Consider the following 22,096-nt stretch of genomic DNA (forward strand, 5'->3'; position numbering starts at 1 on the left):
GCAGGCTTTGCGATGATAGGATCGCGCGATGCGAATTGCCTTCTACGCCCCGCTGAAGTCGCCCAATCATCCCGTTGTCTCCGGCGACCGCCAGATGGCACGGATGCTGGTCCAGGCGCTGCAGCATGGCGGGCATAGCGTCGAACTGGCATCGGAGTTGCGCTTCTATCTACGCCAGCCGGAACCGAAAAGTTTCGATGCGCTCATGATCGAGGCCCGGGACGAAGCCGCGCGACTGACAAGGCTTTGGGACCGTGACGGCAAGCCCGATCTCTGGTTCTCCTATCATCCCTACTACAAGGCGCCCGACCTGATCGGGCCCGAGCTGGCGTTGGCCTTTGCTGTCCCCTATGTGACGGCCGAAGCCTCCTATTCCGAACGGCGCAACGCCGGTTCGTGGGCCGATAGCCAGGCATTGGTGGCGCGAGCCATCGAGCAGGCGGCGCTGAACATCTGCTTCACGCAAAGGGATCGCCAGGGGCTGGCGGATGCTGTTCCCCACGCCGCTCTCGGTATGCTTTCACCCTTCATCGACACATCGGCATTCCACGAAATGCCGGTACTGGATTATCCGACGCGCCTCGTGACCGTCGCCATGATGCGCCCGGGCGACAAGGTCTTGAGCTATCGCATGCTGGCGCAGGCGCTCGGGTTAATCGGCCACCTCCCCTGGACGCTGTCGGTCGTCGGGGACGGACCTGCCCGTGACGAGGTAAAGGCGCAATTCGCCGGCTTGCCCGCCGACCGTATCGAATGGCTTGGCGCGATTGAGCCGGTCGCCGTGCCGGATGTCCTCTATCGCGGGGGAATCTACGTCTGGCCGGGTTACGGCGAGGCCTATGGCATTGCCTATCTTGAAGCACAGGCCGCCGGCCTTCCGGTGGTGGCTCAGGACATTGCTGGCGTGCCGGAGGTCGTGCGGCATGGCCAGACCGGGCTTCTCACCCCGCCAGGCGATGTGGCGGCGTTCGCTTCCGCAATTGCAAGGCTTCTGGCCAATAATGATGAAAGAACCATCATGGCTGCAGAGGCCAGACGTTTCGTTCTCGAAGAACGCTCTCTCGGTGCTGCAAAGGCCCGTCTGGCGGAACTTCTCAAGATGATCCCGTTGTCATGACATCCGACCCGACTTGGCAGCCCCTGGTGGACGAGCTGGCGTACCGGCAACGGGCGGGCCGCAAGGCAGAGTTCTGGCTGCGCGACGATGACGCCGTGGATCCGACGCCGGCGCTCGATCGGTTGCTCGACCTCACCGGTGACTTCGCGGTGCCGGTCACTCTGGCCGTCATTCCGGCCCGGACCGACGGGACGCTTGTCGTCCGGCTTGACGCGGCGCCGCATGCCACGGTCGCCATTCATGGCTGGGCGCACCGAAATCATGCGCCCGAGGGTCAAAAAAAGCAGGAGCTCGGCGCGCATCGGCCACGCGAGGTGGTGCTGGATGAGCTGGCCGGCGGGCTGTCGCGCGTAACAGGCCTGCACGGCGCACGTGCGGTTCCGATGCTGGTGCCGCCCTGGAACCGGATCGACGCCGGTCTGGTACCCGACCTCGGATCGATAGGATTTGCGGCATTGTCGGTGTTCGGGCCGGCAAGGCCGGCTTCCCTGGCGGTCATCAACAGCAATGTCGACATCATGGATTGGCATGGCACGCGCGGCTGCCGCGATCATGGTCTGTTGGTTCAGGCCATCGTCGCGCAATTGCAGCGTGCATTCGACGGCGGCGAACCGGTCGGCCTGCTCACCCACCATCTCGTCCATGATGAATCGGCCTGGCTTTTCCTCGAACGGCTGTTCACGATCACCGCGCGGGCAGAAGCCTGCGCATGGCTTCCGATCAGCACACTGACAGAACGCAGCGCCGGAAAATAGCTCAGCGCTTTTTGTGCAAGACTGGAAATGTGAGCGTCTGGCCATCCCGCGCCGCAAAAGCGCCGGCAAATCTGTCCTTGGCCAGTTTCTCCATCTCGTCCAGCTCATCGTCTGTGCGTGCCGGATCGTGGTGAAACAGCGCAAGCCCGCGCGCGCCGGCCGCCTCGCAGAGCTTGACGCCCTGTTGCCATGTCGAGTGCCCGTTGCCGCGGTAGCGCTCCATTTCCTCCTCGGTGTAGGTGCAATCGTAAATGACGAGGTCGGCATTCTCGATCAGACCGAGCACCGCCGGATCGAGTTTGCCCGGCTCGTGCTCGGTGTCTGTGATGACCGCCACGACGCGGCCCCCCCATTCGACCCGGTAGCCGATGCAGCCGCCCGGATGGGTAAGACTACCGGTTCGTACAACAACTCCTTCGCGTGGCCGAAGCAGGTCTCCGGATGCGAAATCGCGGCAGTCGAGGCTCGCCTTGCAGACACCGAGTGTCACCGGAAACCATGGCGGCCGAATGAATTCATCGACCATCTGCCGCGTCGTCATGCGTCCAGCCAGATGCCCGGACCAAAGCGTAACTTTGATGCCTCGTTCATAAATAGGCTTGAAAGCCGGCAGCCCGATGATGTGATCGTAATGGCAATGGGTGAAAAACAGGTCGAAATCGGTGACGCCCGCCGCCCGAAGCGTCCTGCCGGCAGGCCGCAAGCCGGAGCCCGCGTCGAACAGAAGCGTATGCTTGCCGCATTGCATCTCGATGCAGATCGTGTTGCCGCCATAGCGAGCAAATTCTGGCCCCGACACCGCAATGCTGCCGCGCACGCCCCAAAACCTGACAAGGAAGAAATCGTCGTCCATGCACCCTTTCGCCCATCGTAGCCAACCAACTGCTGCCAGAGTCGTTCCAGGAAAGGTGTGACACGGTTCCGGAAACTGCATCAAAACAAAGAAACAGAGCGGCTCGCCGCTTCAGTGCAACTGTGAATCGCTCTCGGCCGTTCGTGCGTCGATCAGGTCCGCGGTCGTACTGCTTAGCCTATCGGCAAGAACCCGCAATATCTCGATGGTCATTTCGGGAAACTCCTTCATAAGCCTCAGGAAATGGTCCTTGCGGATTCTCAAGGCCTCCAGCTCACTTGCCGCTTTGACGGTGGCAGTACGGGAGCTGTTGCACAATATGGCAATCTCGCCAACGATCGAATTTGGCAGCAATTCAGCAACTTTGATCGGCCCATTGTCGGAATCGACCAGAATATCCGCGCTGCCCGAAAGGATGACATAGGCGGCGTCTGCCTCGTCGCCCTGCCGGAAAAGAATCTGGCCGGCACTGTAGTTCACGCGATCGGACGTGAACGCGAGCAGCTTGAGCTTTGTCGGCTCGATGCCAGAGAACAAGGGAACGCGTTGCAGCATTCCAACTTCATCCTTGAGCAGCATTGTCGCAAACCTTCCTGAATTCGCGTTTGCCAGACTATGACACAAGTTCCTTGAAGATACCGTTTCCCGCCAAGAGTGTCTCGTGTGTTCCGTCTTCCACCAATTGGCCTGAGTCAAAGACCACAACCCGATCGAACATCGCCGCCATTGCCGGATTCGTCACCACCCACACAATTGCCGGCGAATGGCCGTCGCGTCTGGCTTCGTCGAGCACATTCCGCAACACTTTGTCCTGCACGCGCTGGTCGAGCGCCGACAGCGGCCGATTGAGAATGAGGAAATCGGGACGCTTGAGCAAGGCGCGGGCAACATCGAGCTTCTGTCGCTGTCCGCCGGTCAGCCGCCTGCCGGCGGCGCCGACGTTGAAGTCCAGGCCGACATCCAGAAGCTCGGCATAAAGTCCCAGTTCGTCAAGAATATCATAGACGATGGAGCGAATACGGTCCGGCGCGTCGGGATGGTTGTTGCCGACACGCCCGAACAGGACGTTGTCCATGACGGTGGCCGCGGCGATGTATTTGGCAGGATCAAACCGTTCGACAGCTTTCTCCAGCTCGGCCGGCAGGTTTTCATAGAACTGGTTGCGTGCAGCGATGATCTTGCTCATCAGCTCGTCGGTCAACAGGCCGAAGCGATGCCGGGGCTCGATATAGGCAAAGCTTAAGGTGACCATCATGGCGCGGTCGTTCTCCGAAACCGCATCGTAGGGGCGATTCTTGAGCCGTTGCAGCAAGGTTTCGTAGGCGGGTATCTCCTCGGCGCTCATGAAGGCGAGCTGCTGGAAGAACTGGTGTTCGGGCGGCAGGTCGGCAAACAGCTCGATCGCCTGTTCGGCGATCTCCATGCCCATTTCGTAGAGCGTGCGGTCGAGGCCGGCTTGCTTCAGCACGGAAGCAAAATAGGGATTGGACGCCAGTGCCTTGTGAGCCAGTTCGGGGCCGGCCGCGGCGCCGAAGAGCAGGTTCTGGCCGATCGTCGCTTCCTTGTTGTAGGCGCCCGGTTCAAAAGGAACCACCAGCGCGCTCAGGCCTTCTTCCTCCAACCGGGTTCGCAGCGCCGCACGCAATTCGACGATCCGCTCGGCAAGCTTCGTGTGGCGCTTGAGGTCGGCCGAAGAGCGCAAGCCAAGATCCAGAATGTCGCGCGACAGAAGAACCGCGTCGAGCACCCGGCGCACGGCTTCGAAGAGGTCGTGCGGGCCGGTGGCGCCGGCGGAGGCATAGTTGATCCAGTCGCTGCGGATATCGAGATCCGGATTGCCCGACCGGCGCGCCTCGTCGATATTCCAACGGTGCTGGTCCGCCGCTGCGCCGTCATATGTCACCGATGTCAGCGGCGCATGCTTCAAACCGTAGAGCAAATTGTCGCGCAGGCTTGCCTGGAACAGGAAAACATCCGACGAAGCGTAGGACATGCGCCGGCCGGTCACGGCTTCGGGGAGATCAAGCAAGTCATCGGAGCCCGAAACGATCCTTCCGCTGTCCGGCCAGGTCAGCCGCGCAAAGGCTTCCGCAAGCGCCTCCGCTCCCCCTGTTGCGGTGCTGACCAGAGCCACCGTCTCACCCGGCTTGACCTCGAGCGAGATGCGATTGAGGAGCATTGCGCCGCCATCGTCTGCTATCGACAGGCTGACCGCCGACAGCGGCTTGGTCATCGGATCGGGATCGTCGACCGTCAGTGCTCCGATTTCCGGCGCGATGATATTCTCGACGGTGAACTGTTCGACGACCTGCTGATATTTGACCTGGACATCCTGCCGGTCCTGATCCCAGTCGATCAGTTCCTTCATCGGTCCGGGCAAGTCCTTGTAAGCGCCGATCACGGCCACGAGCTGGCCGACATCCAACCTCCCCTGGATGACCAGATAGCCACCGATCATGTAAAACAGAAAGGGCGTGAGCTGCGCGAGAAAATTGTTGAGGAACTTTACCATGAATTTCCATTGGTAAAGATCGAAGCGGATTTTGAAGATGAGCCCGAGCCGGGCTGCTATGTCGGCGCGCTCGTAGTTCGACGTATCGTGGACGTGAACCGCGCCGATGCCGTCGACGATTTCGCCAACCCGGCCTGAAAGCGCGCGCGCCGTCAACTGCCGCTGGCGCCCGAGCACGAGCAGCCGCCGCCGCATTCGCGGGATAAGCACGATCTGGATCGCCACGATCACGACCGCTATCATTCCGAGCCAGACGTTCTGGACCATGATGAACAGCATGGCCGTCAGCGCCTGGCCGCCGAGCAGCACCGGCTGCAGGAAGGCATCGCCAATGAAGCCGCCCAGCGGCTCCACCTCGTCCTTCACCATGGTCGCCACTTCGGCGGATTTCACCCGCTTGAAGTAAACCGGCGGAAACCGCAGCACACGATCGACCAGATCGAAACGAATACGCCGCAGCATGCGTTCGCCGAGCCGGCCCTTGTAAGTGTTGATGTAGAGCTTGAACAAGCCGTTGATGACGACCAGCAAGAGGAAAACAAGGCTGAGCGCAAGCAGCGTCGACGTGCGGTCGAGCTGAAAACCGGAGAAGAACTGCACCTCGCCGATGAACGGCAGGTTATAGTGCAACCTCATGAATGGCAGGGTCGCGCCCGGTTGCTCGAACCCCTTGCCCTGGATCGGGCCGTTGACGATCAGCTTCGGCAGGTCGAACGACATGAAATACGGGACCATCGAAAGCACGACGATCATCAATATCCAGAGCTGCTGCTTCCTGGTGTGCGTCCAGATATAGCGGGCTAGGCTGGTTTCCATATGCGATTGTCAGTTTGAAGGATGCGGAATGTAAAGGCACCTGCTGGCGAATGGTGTATCGGCCATGTCTTCGCTGCCATCGACCAGTTCGAAGCGGCAGCTGCGCGCCAGACGGATGGGCGCCGATGGTCCGGACAAATGCAATCGGCCTCCTCCGGTCAATGGCGAAACGGCTTGCGCCACAGTCGCGTCCGCAAGTCGAACAGGCTTGCAAGAGGCAAGATTGCGTTGTGTCGCCCGAAATCCCAACATAGAAGACGAATATGATGGATGTCACGCAACCACGCAATGCCGGCATGGGTGGGCATGAGCAAGCCCTGGACCTCACGCGGGGAATTGCCGCCTATGTCGACCACCCTCTCGTGGCCGGGCTGGCGCGCGTCATCGCCAAGCATCCGCAGGCCGATATCGCCAATGCCTTCAACCACAAGCAGGTCGCCTGCAAGATGTGGGCGCTCGACAGGCTGTTCGAAAGCTGCGGCGGCCGGTTCGAGCGCATATGGGTTCTGGGTGGATGGTACGGCGTATTGCCGGCGATGCTTTTCAATGACGCCCGCTTCGACATCGGGGCGATCGACAGCATCGACATCGATCCCGAAGTCGGCGCGGTCGCCCGGACACTCAACCGGCAAGCCGGCGAGCGGTTTCAAGCGCTGACGGCAGATATGTACACACTCGACTATGCCGCCGGCGGGCCTGACCTGGTGGTCAATACGAGCTGCGAACACATAGCCGATCTCAGCGCCTGGCTTGCCCTGCTTCCGCGGGGTACGAACGTGCTGCTGCAGTCGAACGATTATTTCAGCGAGCCGACGCACATCAACTGCGTGGCGTCACTTGCAGCCTTCGAAGCCATGGCGGCGCTGCGGCAGATCAGGTTCTCCGGCGAATTGCCGACAAAAAATTATACACGCTTCATGCTGATCGGAGCTGTTTGAAGCGCTCGCACAGGATTTGCGCCGAGCGCCGCGCCCCTTCCAGATCGAGACGATGCGCGGCTGGCGGCGGTCCGGCAAGCGCCTGCTCGATCGCATGCGCCAGACCTTCAGGCGTCAGGTCCTGTTCCGTCAGCACCGTTGCAAGACCGAGCTCTTCGAGCATCAGAGCGCGACGCGTCTGCTCGGTTTCCCCGCCGGCTGCAAATGGAACGAGCAGCGAGCGACACCCCGCGCGCATGACATCGCAGACCGTGTTGTAACCCGCCTGCGAGACCGACAGGCGGGCGCCGGTCAGCAGGCTGGCGAAATCCTCGCGGAACCGGAAGATGGACAGGCGTGGGGAGGCATCGCGTGAAATCGCGTCAAACTCGTCCTTCGGCAGGTTTGGGCCGGTGATCAAACACCATGTCCAGGCGTTATCGGCATTTCGCGCCGCCGCGACGGTGGATCTGACAAGGCTCTTTCCGGCCGCCCCGCCGCCAACCGACACCAGAACGTCGAAGCGCTCTGAGGCCGCTTGCGCCGGCGGCGCGGCAACGAGCCCGGTGTAGGCGACCTCGGCCCTGATCGCCCCAGCCAGCGGAAATGTCTTGTCGATGGTTGCGAAAGCCGGATCGCCATGGACCATGACAAGATCGAAATGCCTGTTGACGAGATCGACCGTTTCTTCGTTTCGGCTCGGCTTCACGCGCTCCTGAAGGATGTCGCGGACGGACGCCGCCAGCAGCGGTCTGGGCGATGTCGCTTCGATGGCCTCGATCAGTGGCAAGAGTTCGAAACGCATCTGCCGGCGTCCAAAGGGAAACGCCTCGATAATGACGATGTCGGGCCTGTAATTCCGGAAAGCCTGCAGCAGCATCTCTGAGCGCCGCGTCTTGAAATCATCGTCGATGGCTTTGCCCTGCAGGTCGACAAGTCCGGAAAACCCTTCGTCACCGGAGGTGACAGGCGGCAGGGTCACGGATTTTACACCCGATCCCGGAAATCCCGCGATCGGCGCTCCGCCGGTCACGACGGTGACGTCGAACCCGTCATCGACCAGAGCCGCCGCAATGCGGCTGGCGCGCGCGAGATGGCCGATGCCGAGCAGGTGCTGAACATAGAAGAAAGCGCGCAGCCGCTTCATTCGGCGACCCGCCACTCCCGCTCGAACAGTTCCTTGAGCTGTCCAATGCCTGCCACATGGTCGAAATTGCTTCGCACGCGCCGCTCCGCGGCGTCGCCGAGGCGGGCGCGCAGGACGGGATCGCGGATCAGGCGCTCCAGCGCCTGTGCCAGGGCAGTCGGGTTTTCCGAGGGAATCAGCAGCCCGGTTTCATCCGACGATAAAAGCTCCGGCACGCCGGAAATATCGGTCGACACGCAGGCAAGCCGCTGGCTGGCCGCCTCCACCAGAACATTCGGCAGGCCGTCCCGGTCGCCGTCCGCGGTGATCCTGCAGGCCAAAGCGAAAATGTCGGCGCTGCGGTAGTGCTCAAGCACCTCCTCCTGCGCCAGCGCGCCTTTCCAGGAGACGCGCCCCTCCAGCCCGAGCCTTTGCGCCAGCGCTTTCAGCCGTTTCAGTTCCTCGCCGCCACCGATATGCTCGAAACGCCACGCCAGATCGCCAGGCAAGAGGGCAAGAGCCTCGAGCAACGTATCATAGCCTTTCTTTTCAACGGCGCGTCCGACACTCAAGATCATGACCGGTTCGGCCGGCGCCGAGCCGTCATGCTGTTTTCGCGCCTCGCCGAAACTGCCGAAGCGGTCAAGGTCGAGCCCATGATAGCTCAGATGCACGGACGAACTGCCGTTGGCGAGTTTTTTCAGATGGTCGAAGCCGGTTTTCGTGCACGTGACCGTCCAGCGCGCCGAGGAAAGCTTGCCGGCCAGATCCCAGTCCGCCGACGTCCAGATGTCCTTGGCATGGGCTGAGCAGCTCCAGGGCAAGCCACGAAGCTGGCTGGCATAGCGCGTCACAGATGCCGGCGTGTGCGCGAAATGGGCATGCAGCCATCCCGCGTCTTGCGGCCATTCGGCGGCCAACACGAGCGCTTGCCCGAAGCGGCGCGCGCGATTGCGGGTAAAGTCGCGGCGGATATCGGCAGCCAGCGATTTGAGCGCGCGCCAGAAGCCAGGCCGCGGCAGACAGGCAAACAGCGACCGAAGCACGCGCAGCGGCTCTCTGTGCAGATATTCCGGTAGATAGTGGACGGGGGCCTTGATCTCATCGTGCACGGGATGGCGTTTTGCGTCGGTCGGCCGCCTGAGCGCGAAAAGTATCAGGTCGAACCCCGCACGCTCCAGACCGAGCAGCTCCTGCGCGATGAAGGTTTCCGACAGCCGCGGGTAGCCCTTCAGAACCACGACGATCTTGCGGTGTTGCAACTCAGTTCATGCCTTCAATGACCGAAAGGTGATGGCCGGCCCGCCGGTCGAGCAGTTCCGCGACGATTTCGGAAATATGAGGCAGCCCTTCCAGCGTCAGATGCGCATTGCTCTGCGATGGGCGGGGCCGGCCCGGCAAAACCTGCAGCGCATCGGCGAACCGCTGGGCATCCTCGGCCTCCTCAGGCAAAAGCATCTCGATGAGGCCGAGTTCGGCTGCGCGCCGTGCCCGGATCAGCTGTTCCTCGCGCGGCGTGACGCGCGGCACGATCAGCGCCGGCTTGTCGAAAGACAATATCTCGCAATAGGTGTTGTAACCGCCCATCGCCACCACCGCCTTGGCGCCGGCAATCAGCTCTTCCATGCGGTTGTCGAATTCGATGATCTTGACATAGGGGATCTTGGCCCCTTTCCTGACCAGCTTGTTGCGCTTGCGCGCCGGCATGTAGGGCCCAAGCACGATCAGCGCCCGGTGCTGCAATCGCGGATCCTGCTGATAGGCCTCGATGACGTTGTGGATCAGGTCGGCGCCGTCACCGCCGCCACCGGTGGTAACCAGGATATAGTCGCCCTCGGGCCGGTGGCCGGGCAACTGGTTCTGCTGCAGGCTCCGTTGCAGGAAACCGACGAACTTCATCTTTGCCCTGACCGCCGGCGGCACGTCCAGGCCGGTCAACGGATCGTGGAAATCCGGCGGGCCATAGACCCAGACCTTGTCGTAGAACAGGCCAATCTTGCGCATCACATCCCTGCGTGCCCACTCCGCTTCGAGCAAATGCGGCGCGTCCATCACCTCGCGCAGGCCAAGCACGAGCGTGGTGCCCCGCGTCTTGAGGTAGGACAGCGTATCCTCGATCTCTCCGCGCAGCCCCAGCGGTTCCTTGTCAACGATGAAGATATCCGGCCGGAAGCTCTCGGCTGTGTGGCGAATAATCGACTGCCGCATCCTGAGCGTCTCATGCAGATCGATGTCCTTTTCCAGCGAGGTGTATTCGCCGTTGCGTAGCTTGATGACGCTGGGGATCTTCACGAAGTCGACGCGGGCGCGGTAGTCGAAGGCGCCGGCGATGGTCGCACCCGAAATGATTAGCACCTGAAGTCCGCGGAAATCCCCGACCAGCGAATGAGCGATCGTTCGGCAACGCTGCAAATGGCCGAGCCCGAACGTGTCGTGGCTGTACATGAGAATTCGTGCGTCTTTTGCGTGCTGTGTCATTGTGAACGTCTTTTAGAATTCTCGCCGGACCGTGGGCAACCCCGCAGGCTTCGAAACCATTCTCGCGGGTCTATCGACCTGTTTTGAAACATGGGGGCGAGAGGTACGCAACGGCATTCTTCACCAGGTCACGAATGCCAGGGGCGCTGATTGTGGCGCCATGCCTTGTCTTCGCCGACGATAGACGGCCCGAGCACAAATCTCTGTCATGAGGCTTGACCCCGTGGAATTAAATGCCCTGCGGCCTGAGGCAGGCAAAGCGCACATTGCGAAAAATCAAGGGCGACCAAGGCGAAACGAGGCTGCCGCACATTGTGAGGAGAACCCGCACCTTGGGAAAATGCTTCATAATCCATCGAAACACAACGGCCGCCAGAGGCCGCACGTTGCGGCCTTTTATCCTGCCATCAGCCTTGGCCTGTGGCAAGCGTCCGGTCCTTGCACCGTTCAAGCTGGTGCAATCTCGCGTCATCCGGCTTGCTCCGCCATGTGGAGGATAGCTTCGCCCTCAATGAGATTCGCAGGCCGGGCGCCCCATTCGCCAGATCCGTCACAAAGCTTTGCGTGAACACGCCGGCCGGAACGGCGGCTAAGCCAGCCGAGCCCTTGTCGTCCTCGGCGTTGCCAGCAGCAGACTTGTCTCGCTGCCGGTTATCCCGGGGATGAGCCGTATCCGCCTAAGCACCGCGTCGAAATCGGTGAGCGAGGCCGTGCCGAGTTCGACCACCAGGTCCCAGCGGCCATTGGTGGTGTGAATGGTCGAAACCTCGGCGAGGCCGCCAAGCGCCCGGACCACGCGGTCGGCAGCATGGCCCTCGATCTCGATCATCATCACGCCGCGTATCCGCTGGTCGACCGCGTCGGCGCGCAGCACCACCGTGTAGCCGATGATCTCGCCCGTTTTTTCCAGTCGCTCCATGCGCGCCCTGACCGTGGCGCGCGACACCCCGAGATCGACCGCGAGATCGGAGATGCTGCGCCGGGCATCATGCCTGAGCAGCGTGACCAGCCTTTCGTCGAGCAAGTCCATGATTCTATCCACTTTGACCAAACTGACTTATCGAATTGATAAATCATTCTTCTCGAAATGCCAATTTCGCCTGTTCATACTGCCGGGCCGGGATGGTTCATTCCACGCATCAACCGCCCAATCAATTTACAAGGACAACAAAAGCCATGCGCTGCAGGATCGTTGGCGCGCCGGTGCAGGACGGCGCCGGCAGGATGGGATGCGAGATGGGGCCAAGCGCGCTGCGCACCGCCGGGCTTGTCTCGGTGCTGTCGGAGCTCGGCCACGAGGTCGAGGACTGGGGCGCAGTGCAACCGGCCGCCGTGCGCGCAATCGTCCATGGCAATCTCGCGCTGAAGGCCCTACCGGAGATTTCCGCCTGGACGGCGGCAATTGCCGAGACCGCCTATGCGGCTTCGCGAGACGCCATGCCGATCTTCCTTGGCGGCGACCACGCGATATCGGCCGGCACTGTGTCGGGCATAGCCCGCCGCGCCGCCGAACGCGACCGGCCGCTCTTCGTGCTGTGGCTCGACGCGCATCCGGATTTCCACACGCTCGATACCACCGTCAGCGGCAATCTGCACGGCGTGCCGCTCGCCTATGCCAGCGGCCGGCCGGGCTTCAACGGTTATTTCCCGGACCTGCCTGTCGCCGTCGACCCTGCCCACATCTGCGTCATGGGCCTGCGCAGCGTCGATCCGGCGGAGCGCCGGGCGCTGAGCGAAGCGGGGGTTACCGTGCACGACATGCGCACCATTGACGAGCACGGCGTCGCACCTTTGCTGCGCGCCTTCCTGGCCATCGTCGAAAAGGCAAACGGCCTGCTGCATGTCAGCCTCGACGTCGACTTCCTCGACCCCTCCATCGCGCCGGCCGTCGGCACCACCGTGCCCGGCGGCGCCACCTTCCGCGAGGCGCATCTGGTGATGGAGATGCTGTCCGACAGCGGCCTGGTCTCCAGCCTTGATCTGGTCGAACTCAACCCGTTCCTCGACGAGCGCGGCCGCACCGCCACGCTGATTGTCGACCTCGCCGCCAGCCTGATGGGCCGGCGCATCATGGACCGCCCGACCCGCAGCCATTCCGGAAGCATTGCATGACCCAGCCTTCCCGCCTTGCCATCGTCCCTTTCGTCAGCGTCGACCGCATGATGAAGCTGGTGCTGACCATCGGCGTCGAGCGGTTCCTCACCGAACTCGCCGCCTATATCGAGGAGGATTTTCGCCGCTGGGAGCTGTTCGACAAGACGCCGCGCATCGCCTCGCACAGCCATGACGGCGTCATCGAACTGATGCCGACCAGCGACGGCCGGCTATACGGCTTCAAATATGTCAACGGCCATCCCAAGAACATGCGCGAGGGGCGCCAGACCGTCACCGCCTTCGGGGTGCTCGCCGATGTCGGTTCCGGCTATCCGATGCTGCTCACCGAAATGACGATCCTGACGGCGCTGCGCACCGCGGCCACCTCCGCCGTCGCCGCCAAATATCTGGCGCCCAGGGGCGCGCGCTCAATGGCCATCATCGGCAATGGCGCCCAGTCCGAATTCCAGGCTGTCGCCTTCAAAGCGCTGCTCGGCATCGACCGGCTGCGGCTCTACGACATCGACCGATCGGCTTCGGAAAAATGCGCCCGCAACCTCGCCGGCAAAGGCTTTGACATCACCATCTGCGCCACCGGCCAGGATGCTGTGGAAGGAGTCGACATCATCACCACGGTGACCGCCGACAAGCAGTCCGCCACCATCCTCACCGACAACATGGTCGGTTCCGGCGTGCACATCAACGCGGTCGGCGGCGACTGCCCCGGCAAGACGGAACTGCACCGCGACATCCTTTTGCGCTCCGACATCTTCGTCGAGTTCTCGCCGCAGACGCGCATCGAGGGCGAAATCCAGCAGCTCCACGCCGACCATCCGGTGACCGAGTTGTGGCAGGTGATGACCGGCAAGGCGGAAGGCCGCAAGACGGCGGAACAGATCACCTTGTTCGATTCCGTCGGCTTCGCCACCGAGGATTTTTCCGCACTGCGCTATATCAGAGACCAGCTTCAGGCCACCGGCCTCTACGAGGAGCTCGACCTGCTCGCCGATCCCGACGAGCCGCGCGACCTCTTCGGCATGCTGCTCAGGGCAGCGCTGCAGCCGGCAGCCGCCTGAGGGGCTTCAGCCGCGCAACGGCGCGCAGCTCTCCCGTTCGACGAGCACCGGGGTGAGCACTTCGCGGCGCGAATGCGCCGCCGGCTCGGCAACCCGCTCGAGCAGCAGGCTGACCGCCCGCGTGCCGATCTTCTCGACCGGCTGTGCGATCGTCGTCAGTGGCGGCCAGGTGGTGACGGCATAGGGTATGTCGTCGAAGCCGATCATCGACATGTCGCCGGGGACCCGCAATCCGCGCCCGCGCAGCACTGTCAGCGCGCCCATGGCCATCAGATCGTTACAGGCAAACAGCGCCGTGATCCCCGGCGCCTGCGCCATCAGCCGCTCCATCGCCATGCGGCCGCCGGCGAAGTGGTAGTCGGAATCCACCACCGAGGCCGGCGGCAGGTCGAGGCCGGCTTCCTGCAGCGCCATGGCGAAGCCGCGCAGGCGGGCGGGGCTGGAGCTGGAATCGCGCGGGCCGCCGATGACGCCGATCTTCTCGTGGCCGAGCCCGGCCAGATAGCGGCCGGCGAGATAGCCGCCATGATCGTGATCGACCAGCACGGAATCGACATTGACCGAATGGATCTCGCGGTCGATCAGCACCGCCGGCACGCCGGGCAGAAGGCTGGAGAACACCCGCGCATGATCCGACGAGCCGGCGAAGATCAGCCCGTCGATCTGCTTGGCCATCAGCACCTGGAGGTAGCGCTCCTCCTTCTCGGCGCTGCCGTCGGAGTTGCACAGGATCACAGTATAGCCGGCAAGGAAGCCGGCATCCTCGATCTGGCGCGCCACGCCGGCGAAGAACGGGTTGGAATTGTCCGGCAGCAGCAGGCCGATGGTCTTGGTCTCGCCGCGCCTCAGGCTGCGCGCCAGCGTGTTCGGGCTGTAGCGCAAGGCGGCGATGGCCGAATGCACGCGCTCGGCCGTCTCAGGCTCGACATGGCGCGTGCGGTTCATCACATGCGAGACGGTTGCGACCGACACTCCGGCATGGCGCGCGACATCGGCAATCGTCGTCATTTCTTGTCCCCTAGTGCATGTCGCCCGGAGTGTCCGGCGGATCTGGGAAAATGACATCCATAAAACAAAAACCAAAAAGCGCGACGCGCTTTATCGGATCACCCTCAACAGCTTTTCCCGATAGGCATCCAGAATGACGGCGAGCACAATGACAAGGCCTAGCACGATCGGCTTGAAATTGTCGCCGACGCCGAGCAGCTCGTACCGAACGCCGGCGACCGGGCCACCGATGTTGACGTAACAGATAGACCATGGCGACGATGCCGGCGCGTTCTCCCTTCCGCCGGAGCGCTGTATCCTTCTCAGGCTAGTGATTCCCGCAGACAGGAAACCTTCATGAACGGCCTGACGCCCATACTTTCCACCGTGACCGCCTCGTTCCTTGCCTCCTTCGTCGAAGTGGTCGAGGCCTTCACCATCGTGCTGGCGGTCGGCGTCACCCGCAGCTGGCGGCCAGCGCTGACAGGCGCGGCGCTGGCGCTGGCGGTGCTGGCGGCTCTGGTGCTGGCCTTCGGACCGCTGCTGGCGCTGATTCCCATTGCGGTGCTGCAGTTCGTCGTCGGCGTGCTCCTGGTCCTGTTTGGCATGCGCTGGTTGAGAAAGGCCATTTTGCGCAGTGTCGGCGTCATCGCCCTGCATGAGGAGGACGCGGCCTTTTCAAAGGAAACCGCCGCTTTGCAGCAGCAGGCCAATGACCGCCGCGCCGATTATCTGGCCGGGCTCGCGGCCTTCAAGGCGGTGCTGCTCGAAGGTGTCGAGGTGGTGTTCATCGTCATTGCCGTCGGCGCCGCGCATGCACAGACCTTCTATGCCAGCCTTGGCGCGTTGGCGGCTTTCGTCCTGGTAACGATCATCGGCCTTGCGGTGCACAGGCCGCTGGCGCGGGTGCCGGAAAACGCGCTCAAATTCGCCGTCGGCCTGATGTTGACAAGCTTCGGCATTTTCTGGACCGGCGAAGGCCTGGGTACCGACTGGCCGGGCGCCGATCTGGCGCTGCTGGCCATCTTCGCAATCATCGCCGTCGCGTGCTTCGCCATGGTGCGCTGGTTGCGCGCCAGCTACCCCAAGGCTGCACAAGGAGTTGCTCGATGAACGTCGTCCGCCTCATTCTAAAGGAGCTCGTCGGGATGTTCATCGACGACGGCAGCCTTGCGACGCTGGCGCTGCTGTTGATCGTAGCGATTGCCGCGGCAGTGAAGCTGCTGGCGTTGCCGCCGCTTGCCGGCGGCGTCCTGCTTCTGCCCGGCTGCCTCGTCATCCTGCTCTACAGCGTGCGCCGCGCGGCACGGCGCTCCGGTCAGTAGAGGGTGAAAAACACCGGCAGCATGCCGCTGATCCGCAACTGCTCAATCGTCTCGATGGCCGGGAACAGCGCCAGGAAATAGAGCCCGTCCGTGAATGTCCGCCGCAACGCCTTTGTCGAGAACCGGCGTTCGGCTTGATCGTGAAACAGCAGCGGGTTCGGCCAGAAAGGCGGCGTGCGTTCGGCATAGACGCTGTAGGCGGGGCCGAACTTTCCAAACAGGAACTCGGCTTCCTTGCGCGCCGTCACCCGGAACACCAGGTAGCTCACCAGAGCCAGCGCCGCCGCCACCAGCACCGAGCCGTACATCAACCCGACGCCCGCCGCGCCGACCGTGGAAAAGAAGTAGAGCGGGTTCCGGCTCATCGAGAACGGGCCGATGGTGACCAGCTCGTCGTTCTTCCTGCCGCCGACATAGAGAATGCTCCACAGACGGCCAAGGAAGCAGACCAGCACGAAGCCGATGCCCAGCGCCTCAATGTATTCGTGCCCGTCCGAGCCTTCGACGAGAAAGGGCTTGGTGAACAGCAACAGCATGACGGTGAGGGCTGCCGCCACTTGTATGACGAGCAGGCGCTTGTGCTGGTCGAACGCCTTAGCTGCCGGCTTGGGGGGAGCGTAGCTCATCATAGTTCCTGCACCCCGGCAGGGCTCATAGCGCCGGTGTCTCGCCACCCACTAGCGCTTCCGTGCGGCGATGGCGAGGCAACCGGCAGGAATTTCAGCCATTCTTACGAATTTGTAAGCGGGCGGACAGATTGCGGCGAGGTCGCCTGCCCATAGTCCTTGTGCCGGCCGACCTGCCGGACATCGTTTCATCACCGCCTGGATACCGGCGCAAGACAGGAACACCAGCATGAAAAAGCTAGCCCTCGCTTTCTCGCTCTGCGCCATTGCCATCGCCAACCCGGTTTTTTCAGCCGCTTCCGCTGCGACGCTTTGCGAAGACGCTCTGAAGGACCTGCGCGCGGCGGAAGCCTTGGCGGCGCTGAGCGCCGCGGACAAGACCAAAGTATCCGATCTCGAGGCCAAAGGCGTCGAGCGCTGCAATGCCGACGACGACAAGCGCGCCGACGACTTCTTCGCTCAGGCCATGAAGATCATGGGGAAGTAAGGCCAAGCCTCGCCGCACGTACCGGGGAATAGGCCCGTCCCCGCCGAAACGACAAGGATCCCATCATGCTCTTGTCTGCAAGCACTGCACCCGCCGCACTGGCATCACCCAACAGGGTCCCCGATGTCACCGTCGAATTCTGGCTAATCAAGCTTTTGGCGGTCACCATGGGCGAGACGGCGGCCGACTATCTGGCCGTCAATCTTGGCTTCGGACTGACCGTCACCTCGCTGATCATGACCGGCATCCTTGTCGTCGCGCTGGCGCTGCAATTCGCGCAGAAGCGTTATGTGCCATGGGCCTATTGGCTGGCGGTGGTGCTGATCAGCGTCGTCGGCACCCTGATCACCGACAATCTGGTCGACAATTTGGGCGTCCGTCTGCAAACCACCACGATCGCCTTCACGGTCTTGCTCGCCGCGACATTCGCGGTCTGGTACGCCAGCGAAAGAACGCTCTCCATCCATACGATCGTCACCACCAGGCGCGAGATCTTCTACTGGCTGGCGATCCTGTTCACCTTTTCGCTCGGCACCGCGGCCGGCGACCTTGTCGCCGAGACGTTCGACATTGGCTATCTCACGACTGGCTTCTTGTTCGGCGCGGTCATCGTCTTCATCGCCCTCGGCTATTTCGCCTTCGGCCTCGACGCCATCCTCGCCTTCTGGCTGGCCTACATCCTGACGCGGCCGCTTGGCGCCTCGTTCGGCGACCTGCTGTCGCAGCCGGTCGAATATGGCGGCCTCGGCTTCGGCACCACCTTCACCAGCATGATCTTCCTGGGCTGCATCGTCGCCCTCGTTCTCTATATGAGTCTGAAGAAGGGCACCGGCGAGGCCGACAAAATCCTGCTTGAATCGGAGTAGATGCAAGCACCTGCACGCCCGCTTGACGCGACGAGAACGCGCCAAAACGTCAATGGATCCCTGCCGTGGGTCGCCCTGGGCAGCTATCGCGCTCACCTCATGGACGGAAGAATGAACTCCAGGAAATCCGGTTATAGCGGCCTCCAAATTAGCCTGCATTGGATGATAGCGGCGCTTGTCCTGTTCCAGCTCCTGTTCGGCGAAAACATGACAATCTATGTCGATGCGGCAGCGGACAGACGCCAACTGTCGTCCTACGGGCAGACCATGGGGTCCGCCCATTACTGGGTAGGCCTGGCGATCCTGTTGCTGGTGTTCGTGCGACTGGCCGTCCGCCTCTTCATCGGTGCGCCCAAGCCGCAATCCACAATGCCGAAATGGATGGCTTTCGCCTCACGCACAACGCATGCGCTGTTCTATGGCCTTCTCGTTGCCGCTCCTGTTTCCGGGCTTCTGGCCTTTTATGTTTGGAGCTGGATGGGCGATGTCCATACTTGGGCAAAGCCGGTATTCATCGTTCTGATCTGCATTCATGCCGGTGCGGCACTCTTCCATCATTTTATTCTGAAAGACGCCGTGCTGCGCAGGATGCTTGTCCCTGCGCGCGATCCGGTCGGATGACACTTATGGACATGTGCAACGACCACGAGCGACCAGGCGCCGGCGGATATTCTAGGAACGGACCGCCGCCGGTGCTAGCATGCCGCTCTGGCAAAGCCTCGGCAACAGACCGGAACAGAGATGCGACTTCTCCTTGTTGAGGATGACCCCAGGACCGCAGACTATGTCGTCAAGGGCCTGAGCGAAGCCGGGCATGTCTGCGATCTGCTGCGCGACGGGCATGACGCGCTGTTTGCCGCGACACGCGACGCCTATGACGTGATCGTCGTCGACCGCATGCTGCCCGGCCTCGACGGCCTGTCGATGATCAAGGCGGTGCGGGCGGCGGGCGTGCGCACGCCGGCGATCTTTCTGACCTCGGTCGGCGGCGTCGACGACAGGGTTGAAGGGCTTGAGGCCGGCGGCGACGACTATCTCGTCAAGCCATTCGCCTTTTCCGAACTGCTCGCCCGCATCAACGCGCTCGGCCGTCGCCCTGCGGTGCAGGAGCTGAAGACGACGCTGCGCATCGCAGACCTCGAAATGGACCTGATCCAGCGCCGCGTCACCAGGCAGGGCCAGGCGATCGACCTGCAGCCGCGCGAATTCAGCCTGCTCGAAGTGCTGATGCGCGGCGAGGGCCGCGTCATCACCCGCACCATGCTTCTGGAACGCGTCTGGGATTTTCACTTCGACCCCAAGACCAGCGTCGTCGAAACCCATATCAGCCGGCTGCGCGCCAAGATCGACAGGCCGTTCGAAACCACGTTGATCCACACCGTGCGCAACACTGGCTACAGTGTTCACGACTGAGGCGCGGCATGACAGAAACTTGCCATGACTGAAGCTTGCCATGACTGAAACGCACTATGACTGAGACAGGCTCTCGCCTGCTGCGCAGCACGCCGTTTCGGCTGGCCCTGACCTTCGCCTTGCTGTTCGTGCTCGCCTTCATCCTGTCAGGCGCCATCGTCTACCAGCTGATGAGCGCGGATCTTGCCGAGCAGCTCGACCAGTCGGTCAAGGAGACCTATTCGGTCGTGGCGGTGACCTATGCCGGAAACGACCGGGAGGATCTGGTTTCGGCAGTCGACAGCCACGCCGCGCTCAGCCCGAGCAAGGAACAGCTGTTCTCGCTCACCGATCCCGCCGGCAATCATCTGGCCGGGAATTTCACTGCCGCCGACCTTCCGGATGGCTTTTCCGATTTTGCAGCGTCCCTGCCCGATGTGACGCCCGGTACCATGTACCGCGCCTGGTCCGGTTCGGTCGGGCCGAACAGCCTGACCGTCGCCTTCTCGCTGTCTGAGATAAGGGAGTTGGAAAACATCGTGCTGATGAGCTTCGGTTGGGCCACCCTGATCATTTCCGGCCTTGGGGTGGCCGGCGGCGCCCTGCTGGCGTCGCGCGTGCAGCGCCGCCTCGACGGCATAGCCGCCACCATGGACGATGTCTCCAACGGCCGGCTCGACGCCCGCATTCCACTGCTCGGCAATGGCGACGACATTGACGGCGTCTCGCGCCAGGTCAACGCCGCGCTGGAGCGGCTGGCGGCCCTGGTCGACGGCATGCGCCAGGTCAGCGCCGACATCGCGCATGATCTGAAGACGCCGCTCAACCGGCTGCAGATGATTTTGGAGGCTGCCGCCGACAGGACGGCGCGGGGTGAGGCAGTTGCCGATGAGCTGGCGGAGGCACGAGGGGAAAGCCTGCAGATCAACGAGACTTTCGATGCGCTGTTGCGTATTGCCCAGATCGAGGCCGGCGCCCGCAAGGCGCGCTTTGTCGATCTCGACCTCAACGGCGTCATCGATGCCATTGCCGAAATTTATGCCGGTGTCGCCGAGGATGACGGCAAGTCGCTGTCGGCCACGATCGTTCACGGCAGGCCATGCCTGGTTCACGGCGATCGCGACCTGCTGACGCAATTGTTTGCCAATCTGGTTGAGAACGCGCTGCGGCATTGCCCCGATGGCACGGCGATCCTTCTATCGGTGCGGCGGCAAGGCGACCGCATTCTGGCTGAGGTCGCCGACAATGGCCCCGGCATCCCGGCGCAGGAGCGCGAAAAAGTGTTCCAGCGGCTCTACCGGCTCGACTCCAGCCGCACCACGCCCGGCAGCGGCCTTGGCCTCAGCCTGGTGCGGGCCATCGCCGACCTGCATGGTGCAACGATTGCGCTGGAGGATCGCCGGCCTGGGCTGGCGGTAATTGTCGGGTTTCCTCGGGCGGAGGGCACCGGTCCCGGCTTGAAATGACAACGCCAGAGCCAGGTCGACCCCACTCCGTCGAGCTTCGCTCGACACCTCTCCCCCGATCGACGGGGGAGAGGTGGCGCTGCGAAGCAGCGACGGAGTGGGGGAAGGCGCTCATGAAACGCGAAGTCGCTGACAACTTTCTCCAAGTTGATGATCGCATCCGACAAAGGCGGTCGCGATTAGCCTTGCACATGTTTCAACCCGGAACGGCTGCGGGTTGATCAAGATGACCGTCGAACCTATCGGCCCACCGCACCCCGGCGAAAATCCGAGGGCGACATCCCTGCCAGCTTGCGGAAGGATTTGTTGAAGGCGCTGAGCGAGCCAAAGCCTGAATCCATGGCGACGCGCAGCACATTGGCGTCTTCATGCATCAGCAGCGCCTGCGCGTAGCTCAGCCGCAGCAGATTCATATATTCGTTGAGCGTCATGCCTGTCGATTTCTTGAAAATGCTCATGGCGTATTTGGGGTGGATGTCGGCGGCAGCGGCAATGTCGACGCAGTCTATGTCGTAGAGGAAATTCTCGGCGATGAAGTCGCACATGCGCCCGACATTGCGCAGCGATTGCTGGTCGAACGGGCCGCCGGGTTCCTGGCCGATGGCGGTTTCCGGCACCAGCCGGTAGGGCTCGAAGCGCACCCGCTCCAACCGCAGCAGCAGCTCGTTCACGGCGTGCTCGGTTATCGCCGGATCGCCCGAGCGGAAATAGCGGTTCCAGCGTTCGAAATTGTGATGGTCGGCCTGGTCGGTCGCCGATGTCACCAGCGTGGCGCCGGTCATCAGCCGGTGGCGGACATCCGTCGGCAGGTGCAGGCGGAAGAAATGCACCAGCGGCAGATGCGCGCCGGCATAGATGGCGTCGTCGGAGAGATCGTCCATCTGGTGCGGCAGCCCGCCCCAGAACAGGCACATGTCGCCCGCCGTGAGCGCGATCTCGTGCTCGTTCATGCGGTAGTGCACGCTGCCGCGGACGATGAAATTGACCTCGACCTGGGCATGCCAATGCGGCTTCAGCATCACCAGCGGATGGTTGTGAAACATCTGCAAAGCCATCGGCAGGCCTTCGACGCTGCTGGCGCCAGGCTGGTAAAACGGCCGTTCCGGCATCTTACTTTCCGCCCATCTTTTATTCCCGTTGTCAGGGACAAGCCTTCCGCGCCGCCTAGTCTAGCCATGCTCGCGAAGAGAGAGCAAATGAAAT

At 62.5% G+C, this 22,096-nt stretch carries 22 protein-coding genes and 1 pseudogene; 12 read left to right on the forward strand and 11 right to left on the reverse strand.

Annotation, left to right across the window (positions count from 1 at the left end; genetic code table 11):
• Window positions 1-28 precede the first annotated feature (28 nt).
• Window positions 29-1,117 carry a glycosyltransferase family 4 protein gene (locus NKJ78_RS28475; protein ID WP_352460930.1) on the forward strand — a complete coding sequence of 363 codons (1,089 nt, stop codon included), beginning with the start codon at window positions 29-31 and terminating at the stop codon, window positions 1,115-1,117.
• Window positions 1,114-1,872: a polysaccharide deacetylase family protein gene (locus NKJ78_RS28480; protein ID WP_352460931.1), complete on the forward strand. Its 759-nt coding sequence runs from the start codon at window positions 1,114-1,116 to the stop codon at window positions 1,870-1,872. Before NKJ78_RS28475 ends, NKJ78_RS28480 begins: the two co-directional genes overlap by 4 nt.
• Window position 1,873: 1 nt before the next feature.
• Here the strand turns inward: NKJ78_RS28480 and NKJ78_RS28485 are convergent, their stop codons facing one another.
• The 3 genes from NKJ78_RS28485 to NKJ78_RS28495 all read right to left on the reverse strand — a co-directional run bounded on the left by NKJ78_RS28485 (window position 1,874) and on the right by NKJ78_RS28495 (window position 6,053).
• Entirely contained in the window at window positions 1,874-2,725 is an 852-nt protein-coding gene (locus NKJ78_RS28485; protein WP_023706794.1) for an MBL fold metallo-hydrolase, read from the reverse strand.
• A 111-nt stretch (window positions 2,726-2,836) separates the two neighbouring features.
• On the reverse strand, window positions 2,837-3,304 hold the full coding sequence (locus NKJ78_RS28490) for a cyclic nucleotide-binding domain-containing protein (RefSeq protein ID WP_023672144.1): 468 nt from the start codon (window positions 3,302-3,304) through the stop codon (window positions 2,837-2,839).
• Between the two features lie 34 nt (window positions 3,305-3,338).
• Window positions 3,339-6,053 (reverse strand): ABC transporter transmembrane domain-containing protein, encoded by a 2,715-nt coding sequence (locus tag NKJ78_RS28495; RefSeq protein ID WP_023706793.1) that lies wholly within the window; start codon window positions 6,051-6,053, stop codon window positions 3,339-3,341.
• A 266-nt stretch (window positions 6,054-6,319) separates the two neighbouring features.
• On the opposite strand from NKJ78_RS28495, the gene NKJ78_RS28500 reads away from it, so the two are divergent.
• Entirely contained in the window at window positions 6,320-6,991 is a 672-nt protein-coding gene (locus tag NKJ78_RS28500; RefSeq protein WP_081726163.1) for a class I SAM-dependent methyltransferase, read from the forward strand.
• On the opposite strand, the gene NKJ78_RS28505 is transcribed toward NKJ78_RS28500, so the two are convergent.
• The 4 genes from NKJ78_RS28505 to NKJ78_RS28520 all read right to left on the reverse strand — a co-directional run bounded on the left by NKJ78_RS28505 (window position 6,969) and on the right by NKJ78_RS28520 (window position 11,604).
• The gene (locus NKJ78_RS28505; RefSeq protein WP_023740144.1) at window positions 6,969-8,117 is read right to left on the reverse strand and encodes a glycosyltransferase family protein; all 1,149 of its coding nucleotides are present in this window, start codon (window positions 8,115-8,117) and stop codon (window positions 6,969-6,971) included. The genes NKJ78_RS28500 and NKJ78_RS28505 overlap by 23 nt on opposite strands.
• Complete coding sequence (locus NKJ78_RS28510) at window positions 8,114-9,358, reverse strand: glycosyltransferase (protein ID WP_023740145.1); 1,245 nt, start codon at window positions 9,356-9,358, stop codon at window positions 8,114-8,116. Before NKJ78_RS28510 ends, NKJ78_RS28505 begins: the two co-directional genes overlap by 4 nt.
• A 1-nt stretch (window position 9,359) precedes the next feature.
• Window positions 9,360-10,574 (reverse strand): glycosyltransferase family protein, encoded by a 1,215-nt coding sequence (locus tag NKJ78_RS28515; RefSeq protein ID WP_023740146.1) that lies wholly within the window; start codon window positions 10,572-10,574, stop codon window positions 9,360-9,362.
• A gap of 589 nt (window positions 10,575-11,163) precedes the next feature.
• Entirely contained in the window at window positions 11,164-11,604 is a 441-nt protein-coding gene (locus NKJ78_RS28520; protein ID WP_023685065.1) for an Lrp/AsnC family transcriptional regulator, read from the reverse strand.
• 146 nt (window positions 11,605-11,750) lie between these two features.
• Between NKJ78_RS28520 and rocF the strand changes: the two genes are divergently transcribed.
• Together rocF and ocd are read left to right on the forward strand one after the other, a co-directional pair.
• A complete protein-coding gene (gene rocF / locus NKJ78_RS28525; RefSeq protein WP_023740147.1) occupies window positions 11,751-12,686 on the forward strand; it encodes an arginase in 936 nt (311 codons plus the stop codon).
• Window positions 12,683-13,744, forward strand: a complete 1,062-nt coding sequence (gene ocd / locus NKJ78_RS28530) for an ornithine cyclodeaminase (RefSeq protein ID WP_023740148.1) — start codon at window positions 12,683-12,685, stop codon at window positions 13,742-13,744. Before rocF ends, ocd begins: the two co-directional genes overlap by 4 nt.
• A gap of 6 nt (window positions 13,745-13,750) precedes the next feature.
• Here ocd and NKJ78_RS28535 read toward each other — a convergent pair whose 3' ends face one another.
• Together NKJ78_RS28535 and NKJ78_RS28540 are read right to left on the reverse strand one after the other, a co-directional pair.
• The gene (locus NKJ78_RS28535; protein ID WP_023740149.1) at window positions 13,751-14,752 is read right to left on the reverse strand and encodes a LacI family DNA-binding transcriptional regulator; all 1,002 of its coding nucleotides are present in this window, start codon (window positions 14,750-14,752) and stop codon (window positions 13,751-13,753) included.
• Between the two features lie 90 nt (window positions 14,753-14,842).
• A pseudogene (locus NKJ78_RS28540) lies at window positions 14,843-15,029 on the reverse strand (ABC transporter permease); the annotation flags it as partial.
• A gap of 59 nt (window positions 15,030-15,088) precedes the next feature.
• Between NKJ78_RS28540 and NKJ78_RS28545 the strand changes: the two are divergent.
• Both NKJ78_RS28545 and NKJ78_RS28550 read left to right on the forward strand, forming a co-directional pair.
• Entirely contained in the window at window positions 15,089-15,844 is a 756-nt protein-coding gene (locus tag NKJ78_RS28545; RefSeq protein ID WP_352460934.1) for a COG4280 domain-containing protein, read from the forward strand.
• Window positions 15,841-16,056 carry a hypothetical protein gene (locus NKJ78_RS28550; protein ID WP_023672157.1) on the forward strand — a complete coding sequence of 72 codons (216 nt, stop codon included), beginning with the start codon at window positions 15,841-15,843 and terminating at the stop codon, window positions 16,054-16,056. Before NKJ78_RS28545 ends, NKJ78_RS28550 begins: the two co-directional genes overlap by 4 nt.
• On the opposite strand, the gene NKJ78_RS28555 is transcribed toward NKJ78_RS28550, so the two are convergent.
• The gene (locus tag NKJ78_RS28555; RefSeq protein WP_352562759.1) at window positions 16,050-16,682 is read right to left on the reverse strand and encodes a methyltransferase family protein; all 633 of its coding nucleotides are present in this window, start codon (window positions 16,680-16,682) and stop codon (window positions 16,050-16,052) included. The genes NKJ78_RS28550 and NKJ78_RS28555 overlap by 7 nt on opposite strands.
• A 229-nt stretch (window positions 16,683-16,911) precedes the next feature.
• On the opposite strand from NKJ78_RS28555, the gene NKJ78_RS28560 reads away from it, so the two are divergent.
• The 5 genes from NKJ78_RS28560 (at window position 16,912) to NKJ78_RS28580 (ending at window position 20,893) form a co-directional block, all read left to right on the forward strand.
• Complete coding sequence (locus NKJ78_RS28560) at window positions 16,912-17,169, forward strand: hypothetical protein (RefSeq protein WP_352460938.1); 258 nt, start codon at window positions 16,912-16,914, stop codon at window positions 17,167-17,169.
• A 65-nt stretch (window positions 17,170-17,234) separates the two neighbouring features.
• Window positions 17,235-18,035, forward strand: a complete 801-nt coding sequence (locus tag NKJ78_RS28565; RefSeq protein WP_031195614.1) for a COG4705 family protein — start codon at window positions 17,235-17,237, stop codon at window positions 18,033-18,035.
• The gene (locus tag NKJ78_RS28570) at window positions 18,036-18,656 is read left to right on the forward strand and encodes a cytochrome b (RefSeq protein WP_245261217.1); all 621 of its coding nucleotides are present in this window, start codon (window positions 18,036-18,038) and stop codon (window positions 18,654-18,656) included.
• Window positions 18,657-18,776: 120 nt separating this feature from the next.
• The gene (locus NKJ78_RS28575; protein ID WP_023740151.1) at window positions 18,777-19,448 is read left to right on the forward strand and encodes a winged helix-turn-helix domain-containing protein; all 672 of its coding nucleotides are present in this window, start codon (window positions 18,777-18,779) and stop codon (window positions 19,446-19,448) included.
• Window positions 19,449-19,504: 56 nt separating this feature from the next.
• Window positions 19,505-20,893, forward strand: coding sequence for a HAMP domain-containing sensor histidine kinase (locus tag NKJ78_RS28580; RefSeq protein ID WP_352460940.1), 1,389 nt, complete (start codon window positions 19,505-19,507; stop codon window positions 20,891-20,893).
• Window positions 20,894-21,132: 239 nt separating this feature from the next.
• Here the strand turns inward: NKJ78_RS28580 and NKJ78_RS28585 are convergent, their stop codons facing one another.
• The gene (locus tag NKJ78_RS28585; protein ID WP_023706782.1) at window positions 21,133-22,002 is read right to left on the reverse strand and encodes a helix-turn-helix domain-containing protein; all 870 of its coding nucleotides are present in this window, start codon (window positions 22,000-22,002) and stop codon (window positions 21,133-21,135) included.
• Between the last annotated feature and the right edge of the window lie 94 nt (window positions 22,003-22,096).

Origin of the sequence: Mesorhizobium sp. M0037 (assembly GCF_040323635.1) — a bacterium.
Classification (GTDB): domain Bacteria; phylum Pseudomonadota; class Alphaproteobacteria; order Rhizobiales; family Rhizobiaceae; genus Mesorhizobium.